Raw genomic sequence first — 14,277 nt, forward strand, 5'->3', positions numbered from 1 at the left:
CGGGCTTACTATCTCAGGTCCAGCGGGCTGACAGGCTGGCGCTGGGGTCAAACTCGAAATCGCGGTCGAAGGGGAAGATCGGCCGCTGCCGGCGCAGGCTTTCCAGCTTCTCGATATCCTGATTGACGACGCCGTTCGTCAGCGCCATCAGGTTCGGATTGGCGATCGGCGCAAGCTCCGGCGAGAGATAACCGGACTTGACGACGAGCAGCCGCACGGTCTTCGGATCGAGACCGAGGAGGGCAAAGTCCTCGATGTTATGATAGGGGCGGCGCCGCGCCGACAATACGACCACTATGCCCCCGACCTGAACCACCGCCTGCCGCTCGGCAACCGGTCCCGGATCATTCAGATGCACCACTTTGGCCTCGACCTCTGCGGACGGGCTGGACGGGTCGAGACTGCCGCCGATCCGCAACGCCAGCGTCCCACCCGCGCCGGTCGCGAAACAGGCATCGACGGCCGGCCTATCGGCGATGCCGGCGATCAACGCATCGCGCCAGCCGCGCTCGAGAAGCGCGACCAGCACATCCGCCCGGTCGCCGACGCCGCCACCCGTGGGGTTGTCGCCGGAATCGGCGAGGATTACCGGCGCCGTGGTCGCCCGCTCGGCGATGTCGAGCATGTCGGCAAGCGAGCCGGTGAGCGATCCGAAACGAAAATTGTCCCTCTGGTGCCAATAGTTTGCAGCGATTTCCTCAGCCGCCTTCGAAGCGGCGGCCTTGTCCGAGCCGGTGACGACGGCGCAGGCGGTCGCTCTCGGTTCATCGGCCCAGACGTAGCCCACCATCAGATTGGCGTCGAGGATGCCGGGCCGCCTGTCGAATTCAGGCAGGACGCGATAGAGGCTCGCCGCCGGCTCGTCCTCCGTCGAAGTGCGTTCTCCGGGAAGGAGAAGCGGAACAGGTGCCCAGGCGACACCGGGCCGCTTCCCGGAACGAAGCGTTTCCACCAGCATCGACCATGCCCGCACCATGGTCTCGCGCGTATCGATATGCGGCGCGGTCCGGTAGGCCGCGAAGATATCGACCTGATCGACGATCCGCTGACTGACATTGCCATGGAGATCGTAGCTCACGGCAAGCGGGCAATCGGCGCCGATGACGGCGCGGGCGGCGGTGATCCAGTCGCCCTCGGCGTCGTCCATCCCATCGACCTTGATCGCGCCGTGCATGGCGAGATAGAGCCCGTCGAGAGGGAGCGCCGCTTTCAGGCGCTCCAGGAACTCGGTCTTGAAGGCGTCATAGGCCGGGCGCGAAACCGGTCCGCCGGGGACGGCCCGCGCATGCAGGAGCGGAAAGTGGCTTATCCCTTGGGCGCTGAGGAAGCCGAAATAATCCGACCGCAAGAGGTCCTCTCCCCTCAACACCCGGAAATCTTCGGCCGTCATCAGGACGGGCGAATAGGTGCTGCATTCCGTATGGATTCCACCGACCGCGATCCGCATGGCTCAACTCACAGAATGGGGCTCAATGGCGCGATCGCTGCAAAGCGCAGCCAATCCTTCTTGTCCTTCGGGGTCCAGGCGGCCTCGGCGATTGCCGGCAGCCTTGGAAAAACGAGGCGGTTGAAATATCCGCGCGACAGGAAATGCTCGGACCAGATGCAGGCCTGGACTCCCTTCATCCGGCTCTTCAGCTCTTCCGGGAACTCTCCTTCCGCCTCGTAGGCATAGGTGTGCGCCGGCGTCGCCGTGCCGGCCCAGCTCGCGCCGGGTTCCTGCCAGGCATCCGCCTGGGCCATGTCGAGATAATAGGCCTGGCCAGGGGTCATGACGACGTCGTAGCCTTCGCGCGCGAGCTCGATCCCGACTTTCGGGTTCTCCCAGGCCATCAGCAGCGTGCCCTCGGTTCCGACGCCGCCGCCATGCGCGACCTCATTCCAGCCGACGAGTTTGCGCCCGCGCGCCGTCAGCATCTGCTTCACCCTCTTGAGGAAATAGGACTGCAGCGCGAAGGTGCCGGAAATCCCTTCCTGCTCCATGAGTTTTCGCGCCAGCGGTGACGCGAGCCACGAGCCGTCGGCCACCTCGTCGCCACCGATATGGATATATCGGCTGGGGAAGAGCTCGACCATTTCGTCGAACACCTTCTCGAGGAATTCGTAGGTGAGCGGGATGGCCGGGTTGAGGGCATTGTTCGGGTAGCCCTGGACCGAGTGGTAGCTTTCCGGCGCCTCCTGACCGTCGGAGAGTTCGGGAAGCGCCACGAGCGCGGCAGTGCTGTGGCCGGGTATGTCGATCTCCGGGACGACTTCGATGCTGAGTGCCGTGGCATGCGCGACGATCGCCTTCACGTCCGCGTGGCTATAGAAGCCGCCGACCGGTTCGGCGCCGTTGCCGAGTTGAGGCAGCATGGGCTCGTCCGGGCCGCGCATGACGCCGAGTGTCGTCAGCGTCGGATAGGCCTTGATCTCCAGCCGCCAGGCTTCGTCGTCGGTCAGGTGCCAGTGGAAGATGTTGAGCTTGAACCAGGCGAGAATATCGATGACGCGCAGGATGTCGGCGGTGGGGTAGAATTGCCGCGAGACGTCGAGATGACAGCCGCGCCAGCCATAGCGTGGCCGATCCGCGATTGCGCCGGCGGCGGGAAACCTGTATTCGCCTCCGTGGTTTCGCGCGCCGTCGATCAACTGCGCAAGCGTCGTCAAGGCATATTGCCTGCCGGCCGCCGCTCCATATTCAAGCCGTATCTCCCGCTCGGAAAAGGCAAGCCTGTAGGCTTCGCCTTCGAGTTCCGCCTTCTTCGTGAAAACGATCGGCAGCCCTTGCGAGGACGGCGCAAGACTGAAGGGAGCATGTCCGGCCGAAAACAGCCTATGGAAGAGCGCAAGGACGTTGGAAACGGCATCGATCTCGTCCGCATTGCTGACCGCTGCGGGATAGAGGACGTCCGGGACCGCGTCCCCGGGCGCCGCGTCGATTTCGGCAGGCCAGGGCTGCAGTGCGAAAGGAAGTTCGAGCCAGCCTTCCGGAAGACGCACCGGCGGCGGTTCGCTCATGGCGCCTTCGAGACGCAGATCGGAGACCGCCACAGGAACATGTCTGCCATCGGCGAGCGTCAGATAGGCCGATTTCGCCCCGTCGGTGCAATGCTTCGCCTCGCGGTGCAGACCGCTGACGGTGAACGTCCAGTGTTCGCCATGGGCGAGCGTCAGTCCGTCGGGTGGCGCGAATTCATGGAAATTGGCGTTGCGGCGCAGGAAGACCGCGTTTTCGCAGGCGGCCCCGTCAATGACGCGGGTGAGCGATGTGTAAACCAGCCGGAAGGCACTGAGCGGCCCGCCCGAGAGATTGAAGAGGCTGAAGGTGAAGCGCCCGAACGGGCCGCCATCCGGTTGCCAGGCAGATTCAAGGCGATAGAGAACCGGCAGCATGAACATCCTCCCAAGCTGGGTTTGTCAGTAATGGATCGATTGCGAGAAGGTCCGCGCGACTTCCGCCTGTCCTGCGGTCAGCCCGCAGTCGACCGGCAGGCAGATGCCGGAAATGGCTCCGGCGGCGGGGCTGGCAAGGAAATGCACCGCTTCGGCGACGTCCTTCGGCTCGACGATACGCTGCAAGGGATACCAGCGCTTCGCCTCCTCGAAGACCTGCGCATTGGCGGCCGCGCGTGCCTCCCAGGCCTGCGTGCGCACCGTCGCCGGCGCCACCGCATTCGCGCGGATGCCGAACTTGCCGTATTCGACGGCGATCAGTCGCGTCAGGTGCAGAAGGCCCGCCTTGGCGGCGCTATATGCCGGATGGCCGAAAACATTCATGCCGTTCACGGAGGCGATGTTGACGACCGAGCCCCCGCTCTCTTTCAGCATTTCCTCGACCGCCCGGAAACAGAGAAAGGCCGCTTCGAGGTTGAGTGCATTGTCCATGCGCCAGATGTCCTGCGTGGTGTCGTGCAGGCTGACCGCGCGGGCCGCCCCCGCATTGTTCACGAGGGTGCGCACGGTACCGACGGATGCGGCAGCCTCCGCCATTGCGGCCACGCTTGCGGCGTCCGTCACATCGCAGGAAATGGCCAGGAAGCGCTCCGTTCCGCCGAGATCAAGCGCCGTCCTCTTTACCGCCTCACTGTTGATGTCGGCCAGGAGAACGGTATCGTGTCCGTCGCCCAGGCGCGCGGCAATGGCGCGGCCGATGTCGCCGGCAGCTCCTGTGACGATCGCTACGGATTTCGGCATGGGCGTTCCTTCTGACACGTCAGTCTCCGAGAAGCTGTCGGTCGTCGCCATCCCTGTGCACCACCAGCTGCTGCTTGATGCGCCTGAGCGTCACCGTCGCCTGCGGCTGGACGCGATAGGCGACAAGGCTCGCGACGATATCGAGCACTGCGATATATGCGATACGGGTGGAGGTCGGACGATAGATGTTGTTTCCTTCCGGCAGGTCGACCGGCACGGTGATATCGGCGGCCTGCGCGACCGGACTGCCGCTCTGGGTAAGGGCGATCGTCGGCACCTCGGCCTCGCGCGCAAGCGTGAAGGCGCGCACCATCTCCGCATTGCGTCCCGAAAAGGAGGAACCGACAATGACGTCGGCCGGCCGCGCGGCCGCCGCCATCATCATCTGCATGCTGTGATCGGAACTCGCGGTGATGCGCAATCCCAATCGGAAAAGACGGTTCTGGAACTCCCCGGCGATCATCGATGAGTTGCCGCCGGAGCCGAAGGCATAGATCATTTCCGCTTGCGCGAGCCGGTCGGCTGCGCGCTCGATCGCTGCAAGGTCGAGCGAACGGTGCAGCAGAAAGAGCGCATTCTGCGCCTTGGTGATGATGTCCTGCGCCACATCGCCGGGCTCCTGGCTCTTCGGCTCGGGCTTCAGGTAGCGCATGCCGACATAGGGGGTGCGTGCCAGCTGCACCTTGAAATCGGAAAAGCTCTCGCAGCCGAGGCGTCGGCAGAATCGCGTGACCGTCGGCGGCGAAACGTCGGCCTTGCCGGCAAGCTCGATGATGGAAGCGTTCACCGCAAACTCGAAATCATTGAGCAGGATATCGGCGATGCGGTTTTCCGATTGGGATAACCGCCCCTTCTCCTCCTGCAGTGTCGCGAAAATATCCATCGAACGGCGCCCTTCCCTGTTCAGGCGTCCTTCGGCTTGTAGGCGACGCAATCGATCTCCACCTTGCAATCGACCATCATGGAGGACTGTACGCAGGCGCGCGCCGGCGGATGAGCTCCGAAATATTCCTGATAGATCCGGTTGAAGCTCCAGAAATCGCGCGGATCGTCCAGCCAGACGCCAACTCTCACCACGTGCTCGACACCGTAACCGGCCTCTTTCAAGATGGCCAGAAGATTGCCGATCGCCTTGTGAGTCTGAGCGACGATGTTGCCGCCGACGATCTCGCCGTTTTCCATCGCCACCTGACCCGAGACGTGAAGCCAGCCGCCCGCCTCGACGGCACGTGCGAAAGGCAATGTTTTTCCGCCTGCGCCAACCTGTTCGGCACCATAGCGCTTGATCGACATCGAGGACCCGCTCTGCAAATTATTTTCTTTATCCGTTGACAAATGACCATAGAATGCGGAATTTGACCAGTGAAAATCATCATTTATGAAAAGAATTTCAATCCAGGCAAAAATACATGCGGAATCCCTTCCAGAATCCGTTTCCAGAAAGCGACACGGCCCGCCACTCCATATGGGAGATGCTGGTCACCCGCGATATCGACGCGTTCCTGGCCGCCGATTGGTCGATGGTAGCCGACGATTTCGTCGAAGAGAGCTTCATCGGCATCGACGGACGGCGGGAGGCGAACCCGGACAAATGGCGGCTCACCTTTCCCTCGCTCGCCGTCTATCGGGACGAATGGCTGCGTCAGGCGCGGGACTTCGCCGGGCAGTCCTTTGCCGAGGATCCGCGGGAAGCGATCTTCGCCACCACGACCCTGGAAGACATCGAGGTCGACGGAGAGCTTGCCCTTGCGCGCAAGAAATTCGACGGGGGGCTGAAGAAAGCGGACGGCACGTTCGATATAATGAAGTGGCAGACGGTTTACTATTGCCGCCTCCACCGGGACCGGTGGAAAATCTGCGGCTTCACCGGCTATCTCCCCAATCCGATGGGGTCGAACTGAGTTGAGGGACAAGGCGAAGCCATTGCGCATCTTCACGGCGGCGCTCGCGACCGAGACGAATACTTTCTCTCCCATCTGCATCGACAGGCGTGCATTCGAGGCATCGCTTTACGCTCCGCCAGGAAAGCACCCCGAAACACCGACGCTCTGCACGGCGCCGATCACGGTCGGGCGCCGCGTGACCGCACAAAAAGGCTGGAAATTGATCGAAGGCACCGCCGCCTGGGCTGATCCTGCCGGTCTCGTCAATCGGCAGACCTATGAGGATCTGCGTGACGAGATTCTCGGCCAATTGCGTGCCGCCCTGCCCGTCGATGCGGTCGTTCTCGGCCTGCATGGGGCAATGGTCGCGGACGGCTGCGAGGATACCGAAGGCGACCTGCTTCAGCGCGTGCGCGAAATCGTCGGTCCGGACGTGCTCGTCTGCGCCGAACTCGACCCGCACAGCCACCTCACTGCAAGGAGAGCGGCGGCCGCGGATTTCTTCGTCTTCTTCAAGGAGTTCCCGCACACCGATTTCGTCGAGCGCGCCGAAGATCTCTGGCGGATCGCGATCGATAAGCTCGAGGGCCGCGTAGAGCCGGTGATGTCCATTTTCGACTGCCGGATGATAGACGTCTTCCCCACCTCGCGCGAGCCCATGCGCAGCTTCGTCGACAAACTGATACAGATCGAACGGGACGACGCCGATGTGCTGTCATTGTCCGTCGTGCATGGCTTCATGGCCGGCGACGTGGCGGAAATGGGCACCAAGATGCTGGTCGTGACCAACGGCAAGGCGGAGAAAGGCGAGGCACTCGCCCGTGAGCTGGGTCTGGAGCTCTTCTCCCGGCGCGGCACCTATCGCATGCCGGAGATCGACGAGCGCCAGGCGGTGGCACAGGCGCTGGCGGCTCCGGCCGGGCCTGTGGTGATTGCCGATATGTGGGATAATCCAGGCGGCGGCACGGCGGGCGATGCGACGGTCGTGCTGGAGGAACTCATTGCGAAGGACGCGACCGACACGGCGATCGGCACGATCTGGGATCCAATGGCCGTGCAGATCTGCATGGCGGCCGGCGAAGGCGCCGAGATCCCCTTGCGCTTCGGCGCGAAATCCGCGCCCGGGACGGGGCGGCCGATCGATGGCATCGTCAAGGTCGTCAAGCTGGTGCGCAATGCTGAAATGCGCTTCGGCGAGAGCTTCGCTCCCTTCGGCGACGCCGTTCACATACGCGTCCACGGCATCGACATCATCCTGAACACGACGCGCGCCCAGAGCTTCGACCCGAGCCTTTTCTCCGTGATGGGCATCGACCCCACGTCGAAAAAGATCCTCGTGATCAAATCCACGAACCACTTCTTCGCCTCATTCTCCAGGATCGCATCCGAGATCCTCTATTGCTCTGCCGGAACACCCTACCCCAACGACCCGGCGAGGACTCCCTATCGGCGGGCAAGGCGCGACATCTGGCCGATGGTCACCGACCCGCACGGGTTCGAAACGACGGCCTGAGCCGAGCGCCATCACTGGAGCGGGATTCAGCCCAGGGACATGGTCTGGCTGGTGGACGAGCACAGCGATGAGGACATCAAACAAGCCGCGGCGGGTATCCCGAATCTGAGCGGGCCTTACCCCCCGACATGCGCCCCAACCTTGCCGCATTTCGCCCGGAGCCTGCCTCAATCGCGGTCAGTCCTTCAGGAAAACGCCCCCAACTTTGAAAATTCACAGTTGCGTCGCTCAACCGGCGATTGCCCCAAAATATTGCGGGGCGCAATTTCTGCAACATGCCGCGAAACTGGGATTTTTCAAGAATGCGGCCCCCCTGCGGGCGGCTATCTTCTTTGCGCGAGCTCGCGGCTTAGGTGCACTGCAGCATGATTCTGTTCGCTTTTCTGCTGCAACGCCATATTTTTTCTTCGGGAGTGCCCTAGTTTCTCATCCTGCGGGCTGAGGTCTGCTCTGTTGAAACGGCTGCCGCGAGGCGCTGCCCGATAGGGAGTGACTGATATCGTGAGTATGGACGCGAATGTCTCGGCGCGCATCAACCTGATGCGTATTCTGCTGATCTCCGGCATCGTATTCGTGCACGTCCCGTACAATCCGCAGTGGAGTCCCTTTCTGGGCAACTACGGCATGTTGGACTGGATTCGCGTCTTTCTCGGCGACAGCCTCTTCCGGATCGGTGTGCCCTGCCTCAGCGCGATCTCCGGCTATCTTCTCTTTCGCAGGGGCCTTGCCGGCTTCGACTATTGGAAGACGCTGAAGACCAAGGCGCGGACCGTTCTCCTGCCGTTCCTTATCTGGAGCGGCTCCTTCTTTGTGGTGGTCTACGCCATCCAGCGCCAGGGCCTCGGTTTCGGCTATCTGCCCGACACGATCAATGCGACCCCGCGCCAGTGGCTGAGCATGGCCTTCGCGATCGAGGCAACGCCGGTCAATCTGCCCCTGTATTTCCTGCGCGACCTGATGCTTTGTATCCTGCTGTCGCCGCTTCTGGCATTGCTGGTGAGCCGTTATCCGCGCGTGACGCTCCTTGCACTGCTCGCCTATGCGATACTGCCGCTGCCAAACGGCATATTTCTCAAGAAGTCCATCCTGTTCGGCTTCTCGGCTGGAATCTGTGCGAGCCTGCATGGCGTGAACATCAAAATGCTCGATCGCTTCGCCGCACCGATCGCGGCCGGGTTCCTGGCGATCGCAGTCGTGATCGCCGTCGGCCTCTATTACACCGGCCCGGATTTCCCGCTTTGGCTCGACATGGCACTTCGCCTGACGTCGATCGCTGGCATCATCGGCTCCTGGGCGATCTCGGAGCTGCTCGTGCGCACCCGCTTCGGTGAAAGATTTGGCCGCGGGAGTGGACTGAGCTTCTGGATCTTCTGCGGCCACTATCCGCTGCTCGTGTTGTTCTGGATGATCTGGAACCGCACCGGGCTCAGCTATTACCCGCTCTTCTATTTCACCGCGCCGTTCATCGCCATTGCGATCCTCGTCGCGTCCCACAATCTCGTAGGGCGCTTGGCGCCGGATCTGCTTGGAGTGCTTACCGGCAGCCGAACAGGTACGAAACGAATGGCCACGCAGCCGCCGCAAGGCGCGCAGGCAGGCTATTCGCCCCAGCAAAGGTAACGACAATGACAATCGATCGCTACAGACGCTTTGCCCGTCTCGCTTTCATCGCAACGCTCCCTCTCGCCGGCCTTGCAGACGCTGCGGCCGCGCAGGAAGGTGCCAACGGCACCTCGTTCAAGGACGACTTCGACACTCTCGACACCCGCGTCTGGTTCGTCTCGGACGGATGGAACAATGGCGGGCATCAGAATTGCACCTGGTCGAAGAAGCAGGTGAAGACCGTCGACGGCATTCTGGAACTGACCTTCGAGGAGAAGAAGGTAAAGGAGCGCAACTTCGCCTGCGGGGAGATCCAGACGCGCAAGCGCTTCGGCTACGGCACCTACGAGGCGCGGATAAAGGCGGCCGACGGTTCCGGGCTGAACTCGGCCTTCTTCACCTATATCGGGCCGACCGACAAGAAGCCGCATGACGAGATCGATTTCGAGGTTCTCGGAAAGAACACGGCGAAGGTCCAGATCAACCAGTATGTGTCGGCAAAGGGCGGCAACGAATTTCTCGCCGACGTTCCGGGCGGCGCCAACCAGGGTTTCAACGACTACGCCTTCGTCTGGGAAAAGAACCGCATCCGCTACTACGTCAACGGCGAACTGGTTCACGAAGTGACCGATCCGGCGAAGATCCCGGTAAACGCCCAGAAGATCTTCTTCAGCCTCTGGGGGACGGACACGCTCACCGACTGGATGGGCACCTTCTCCTACAAGGAGCCGACAAAGCTCCAGGTCGATCGCGTCGCCTTCACTGCTGCCGGCGACGAGTGCCAGTTCGCCGAGTCGGTAGCGTGCCTGCTGGAGCGGGCGCAATCCGAGTGACTGGCGGGCAACTGAGTAATTTATCCATTTTGTTGCAGTGCACAAAGAATTGAACTAAGCTCAGCCCCGGGCTGGGCAGGAAAACGGACGTTTTCATGCTGCAGATACTCTATCTGGCACAGGATCTTGCCGATCCCGCAGTGCGCCGGAGAACCCTAACGCTCGTCGCGGGTGGCGCACGCGTAACGCTCGCCGGATTCCGCCGCGGCGACAATCCTCTGGCCGCCATCGACGGCGTCGAGCCGATCGAACTCGGAACCACCGCCGACGGCCGTTTCGCCCAGCGGATCGGTGCCGTCGCTCGCGCCTGCCTGTCGCTGCAACGCCAGCTCGGCCATGTCCGCAAGCCGGATGTGATCATCGCGCGCAATCTGGAGATGCTTGCCGTGGCGAGGAGAGCGGTCGCGTTCTTCGGCGGTACGGTTCCTATCGTCTACGAATGCCTCGATATCCACCGCCTCATGCTGCGCAAGGACATCGTCGGGCGGATGCTGCGCGCGGCCGAAAGCCAACTCGGCAAGAATGCGCGCCTGTTGATCACCAGCTCCCCCGCCTTCATCGAGCATTACTTCCGGCCCCTTTCCGGCATCGGCGCTCCGCCGATGCTTCTGGAAAACAAGGTGCTCGAAATCGACGGCACGGTCGAGCGGCGGACGGCCTCACCGGCCGAATGCCCGCCGCCCGGCGCACCCTGGAAGATCGGCTGGTTCGGAGCACTGCGCTGCCGCAGGTCGCTCGCCCTTCTCGCCGAATTCTCGCGAAGGACGGAGGGCCGCTTCGAGATCGTTCTGCGCGGCAGGCCCGCCTATTCCGAATTCGACGATTTCGACGGCTTCGTTCGCAACGAGCCCTTCATGCGGTTCGAAGGCGCCTATCGCAATCCTGAAGACCTGGCGGAAATCTATGGCGAGGTCCACTTCACCTGGGCGATCGACTTCTTCGAGGAGGGCCAGAATTCTGCCTGGCTGCTGCCGAACAGGCTTTATGAAGGCTGCCGCCACGGCCGAATTCCGATCGCCATGAAGGGGACGGAGACCGCTCGCTTCCTGTCCGTGCGGAGCATCGGCTTCGTTCTCGAGGGAGCCGACCCCGAGAGCCTCGCCACAACTCTCGGCTCGCTGACGCCAAAACGCTATGCCGACGCCGCAGAGCGTATCAGCCGCTGCAATCCGGGATCCTGGGTGTTCGACCGGGCGGATTGCGAAACCCTGGTGCGGCAGCTGGCAGCGCTCACGCTCCAGGCGCCGCAGACCGTTCCGGTAGTCGCGATGGCCGGTTCCAGCCACAACGAAGGTGGATTTCTATGAGCTCCGATGAACTGACGTCCACGTCGAGCCTTATCGTCATACCCTGCCTCAACGAGGCCTCGCATATCGAGGCGCTGATCGAAAAGCTGCGTCCGTCGCTCACGCCTTTGAACGCGCGGGTGGTCATTGCCGACGGCGGCAGCACGGACGGAACGCGGGAGATCGCCCGTCGCCTTGCCACTGAGGATCCGCGGGTGCTCTTCCTCGACAATCCGAAGCGCATACAAAGCGCGGCGGTCAATCGCGCCGTCGCCGAAGTCGGCGCCGGCAGCGACTACCTGATCCGCATCGACGCCCACGGGACCTATCCGGACGATTATTGCGAGCGGCTTGTCGAGGACGCGCTGGCGACCGGCGCGGATTCGGTCGTGGTCGCCATGCAGACCGTCGGTTTCAGCACCTTCCAGAAGGCAACGGCCTTCGCGCAGAACTCCAAGCTCGGCAATGGCGGCTCGAAGCACCGCACCGGTGCCGTCGGGCACTGGGCCGAGCACGGTCATCATGCATTGATGCGCATCGAAGCCTTCGAGGCTGTCGGAGGCTATGACGAGAGCTTCAGCCACAACGAGGACGCCGAACTCGACTATCGCCTCGGAAAAGCGGGCTACCGGATCTGGATGACCGACAAGACGAGCATGGTCTACTATCCCCGTGCCAAGCTCGTCCCGCTATTTTGGCAGTATTTCGGCTACGGCCGCGGCCGGGCAAAGAACTTCCTCAAGCACCGGGCAATGCCGGGGCTCAGGCAGATGCTGCCGCTTGCGGTGGCACCCATCGCTTTCGGCGCACTTCTCGCGATCGTCAACTGGATGGCCGTGGTGCCGGTGGGGGTTTGGGCTGCCGCGTGCCTCGGCTATGGCGTCTGGATGGCGCTCGGCCAGCGTAATCCTTACGGACCGCTCGCAGCCGTTGCTGCCATGGTCATGCACCTTGCCTGGTCCGCCGGGTTCTGGCGGGAACTCCTCGACTTCCGCCGCAGGGTGGCCTGATGCCGAACGAAACGCTTCACATCGACATCGGCGTCTGCACGTACCGCCGAGCGGAGCTTGCCGAAACGCTTCGCTCGCTGGCTGCGATGAACGTGCCGGAGCGCGCCAGCTTGCGCGTCATCGTCGCCGACAACGACGCGGAGCCGAGTGCCAGGGCTCTAGTCGAAAGGCTTCGGCCGCAGATGCCGTTCGACATCCTCTACGTTCACTGCCCGCACTCGAATATCTCGATCGCCCGCAATTGCTGCCTCGACAACAGCACCGGCGACTTCCTTGCCTTCCTCGATGACGACGAGACCGTTTCAGGCGACTGGCTGATCCGCCTTCTGGAAACGGCGCGCATCACGGGAGCCGCCGCCGTGCTCGGCCCCGTCAGGGCGCATTACGGGCCTACGGCTCCCGGCTGGATGCGCAACGGCGATTTCCACTCGACACTGCCGGTCTGGGTAAAGGGAGAAATCCGGACCGGATACACCTGCAATGCGCTGCTCAGGCGCGATGCGGCCTCGCTCCATGGCCGGCGCTTCAAGCTTTCGCTCGGCAAGAGCGGCGGCGAGGACACGGATTTCTTCGCCGGAATGCACAGCGCCGGCGGAATGATCGCCTTTTCGCCGGAAGCCTGGGTGCATGAGCCGGTACCGGAAAACAGGACTTCGCTTGCCTGGCTCGCGAAGCGTCGTTTCCGCTCCGGACAGACCCATGGACGCCTTCTCGCCGAGAAAGCCAATGGCTTGCGTCAGGCCTGGAATGTCGCCCTTGCCGGCGCAAAGTCCGGCTTTTGCGCAACTGCCGCGGTCCTCTGCTTTCCTTCGGCCGCAAGGCGGAACCGCTTTGCGCTACGCGCCGTACTGCATGCCGGCGTCATCAGCGGCCTGCTGGGGCTGAAGGAAATCGAACAATACGGAGCCCGCGAGGTGACCTCGGCATGAACCCTCCGGCGATCGATAAGGTCCCCGACGTCACATTCGTCGTGGCCGCGTATAATTCCGCGGATACGATCGTGCGCGCGATCGAAAGCGCACTGGCACAGGAAGGCGTGACCGTCGAGGTGGTCGTCGTCGACGATCGCTCGGCAGATGCGACGCCCGCGCTCGTGGCGGCGATCCCGGATCCCCGGGTCCGCCTGATCGCCCTCGATCGCAACCGCGGTCCGGGCGGCGCGCGCAATGCCGGCATCGGCGCGGCGCGCGGCCGGTGGATCGCCGTTCTCGATTCGGACGACACGGTCCGGGCGGACCGGCTCAGGCGGATGATCGAACGAGCGGACACGGCCGGGGCGCAGATCGCCGTCGACAATCTCGACGTCGTGTCGCTGGACGGGCGCAGTCTCAGGATGTTCTCCGAAGCCGACCTCGCCCGGCTGCCGCAGCTCACGCTTCCCGCCTTCATCGAATCCAACGTGCTCTTTCGATCCGAGCACAATTTCGGCTACATGAAACCGATCTTCGAGCGCCGCTTCCTGGAAAACCAGCAGCTTCGCTTCGACGAGACGCTGCGCATCGGCGAGGACTACATCCTGCTGGCATCGGCGCTTGCCTGTGGCGGGCGCTGCGCGGTCGAGCCGTCCGCCGGCTATATCTATCATATCCGCGAGGGTTCCATCTCGCGTGTGTTGAGGCTCGATCATATAGACGCGATGATCGCCGCCGACGAAGCCTTCCTGCGCCGCTACGCGCTCGACGGCCCGGCGCAGAAAATGCAGCGCAGGCGCATGCGCGGCTTCCGCGAAGCTCGCTCGTTTCTGGTCCTCGTCGAGCAGTTGAAAAAGAGATCGTTGGCCGGCGCGCTCAAGACCGCGCTGGCCGACCCGCTTGCGCTCCGGCATCTCAGCATGCCGATCGCTGCCCGATTGCGCCGCCTTGCCGCGCGATTCGTGCATCCCTCCTCCCATTCGGCCCCCCGTGCCGCCCCCATGACGGCGGCGGCTGAACGATCCCCGCTGGGCAACGACCCCCAATAAGCAAAGGATGATAA

General features: G+C 63.1%; 13 protein-coding genes. 8 read left to right on the plus strand and 5 right to left on the minus strand.

Annotation, left to right across the window (positions count from 1 at the left end; translation table 11 throughout):
* Window positions 1-13: 13 nt before the first annotated feature.
* From AC6CIG_RS00885 to AC6CIG_RS00905, 5 genes are read right to left on the minus strand one after another with little or no spacing between them, the layout of a single operon-like run.
* Window positions 14-1,447, minus strand: a complete 1,434-nt coding sequence (locus AC6CIG_RS00885) for a M81 family metallopeptidase (RefSeq protein ID WP_498322040.1) — start codon at window positions 1,445-1,447, stop codon at window positions 14-16.
* A gap of 8 nt (window positions 1,448-1,455) precedes the next feature.
* Entirely contained in the window at window positions 1,456-3,375 is a 1,920-nt protein-coding gene (locus tag AC6CIG_RS00890) for a beta-N-acetylhexosaminidase (protein ID WP_498322042.1), read from the minus strand.
* Between the two features lie 24 nt (window positions 3,376-3,399).
* Window positions 3,400-4,176: an SDR family oxidoreductase gene (locus tag AC6CIG_RS00895; protein WP_018098386.1), complete on the minus strand. Its 777-nt coding sequence runs from the start codon at window positions 4,174-4,176 to the stop codon at window positions 3,400-3,402.
* A 19-nt stretch (window positions 4,177-4,195) separates the two neighbouring features.
* Entirely contained in the window at window positions 4,196-5,059 is an 864-nt protein-coding gene (locus AC6CIG_RS00900) for a MurR/RpiR family transcriptional regulator (RefSeq protein WP_018098385.1), read from the minus strand.
* Window positions 5,060-5,079: 20 nt separating this feature from the next.
* A complete protein-coding gene (locus AC6CIG_RS00905; RefSeq protein WP_018098384.1) occupies window positions 5,080-5,469 on the minus strand; it encodes a RidA family protein in 390 nt (129 codons plus the stop codon).
* Between the two features lie 116 nt (window positions 5,470-5,585).
* Here AC6CIG_RS00905 and AC6CIG_RS00910 point away from each other — a divergent pair, with 116 nt between their 5' ends.
* From AC6CIG_RS00910 to exoO, 8 genes are all read left to right on the plus strand, one after another.
* Entirely contained in the window at window positions 5,586-6,077 is a 492-nt protein-coding gene (locus AC6CIG_RS00910) for a hypothetical protein (protein WP_026168966.1), read from the plus strand.
* Between the two features lie 22 nt (window positions 6,078-6,099).
* Window positions 6,100-7,572, plus strand: coding sequence for a M81 family metallopeptidase (locus tag AC6CIG_RS00915; RefSeq protein WP_018098383.1), 1,473 nt, complete (start codon window positions 6,100-6,102; stop codon window positions 7,570-7,572).
* A 507-nt stretch (window positions 7,573-8,079) separates the two neighbouring features.
* The gene (gene exoH, locus AC6CIG_RS00920; RefSeq protein WP_018098382.1) at window positions 8,080-9,192 is read left to right on the plus strand and encodes a succinoglycan biosynthesis protein ExoH; all 1,113 of its coding nucleotides are present in this window, start codon (window positions 8,080-8,082) and stop codon (window positions 9,190-9,192) included.
* A gap of 5 nt (window positions 9,193-9,197) precedes the next feature.
* A complete protein-coding gene (gene exoK, locus AC6CIG_RS00925; protein WP_018098381.1) occupies window positions 9,198-10,007 on the plus strand; it encodes an endo-1,3-1,4-beta-glycanase ExoK in 810 nt (269 codons plus the stop codon).
* 95 nt (window positions 10,008-10,102) lie between these two features.
* Entirely contained in the window at window positions 10,103-11,314 is a 1,212-nt protein-coding gene (gene exoL / locus AC6CIG_RS00930) for a succinoglycan biosynthesis glycosyltransferase ExoL (protein ID WP_018098380.1), read from the plus strand.
* Complete coding sequence (gene exoA / locus AC6CIG_RS00935; protein WP_018098379.1) at window positions 11,311-12,303, plus strand: succinoglycan biosynthesis glycosyltransferase ExoA; 993 nt, start codon at window positions 11,311-11,313, stop codon at window positions 12,301-12,303. Before exoL ends, exoA begins: the two co-directional genes overlap by 4 nt.
* Window positions 12,303-13,232, plus strand: a complete 930-nt coding sequence (gene exoM, locus AC6CIG_RS00940) for a succinoglycan biosynthesis glycosyltransferase ExoM (RefSeq protein WP_018098378.1) — start codon at window positions 12,303-12,305, stop codon at window positions 13,230-13,232. The genes exoA and exoM overlap by 1 nt, the downstream gene beginning before the upstream one ends.
* Window positions 13,229-14,263 carry a succinoglycan biosynthesis glycosyltransferase ExoO gene (exoO, locus tag AC6CIG_RS00945; protein WP_026168965.1) on the plus strand — a complete coding sequence of 345 codons (1,035 nt, stop codon included), beginning with the start codon at window positions 13,229-13,231 and terminating at the stop codon, window positions 14,261-14,263. The genes exoM and exoO overlap by 4 nt, the downstream gene beginning before the upstream one ends.
* The last annotated feature ends 14 nt before the right edge of the window (window positions 14,264-14,277 follow it).

This window comes from Sinorhizobium sp. GQ132, from assembly GCF_059758575.1.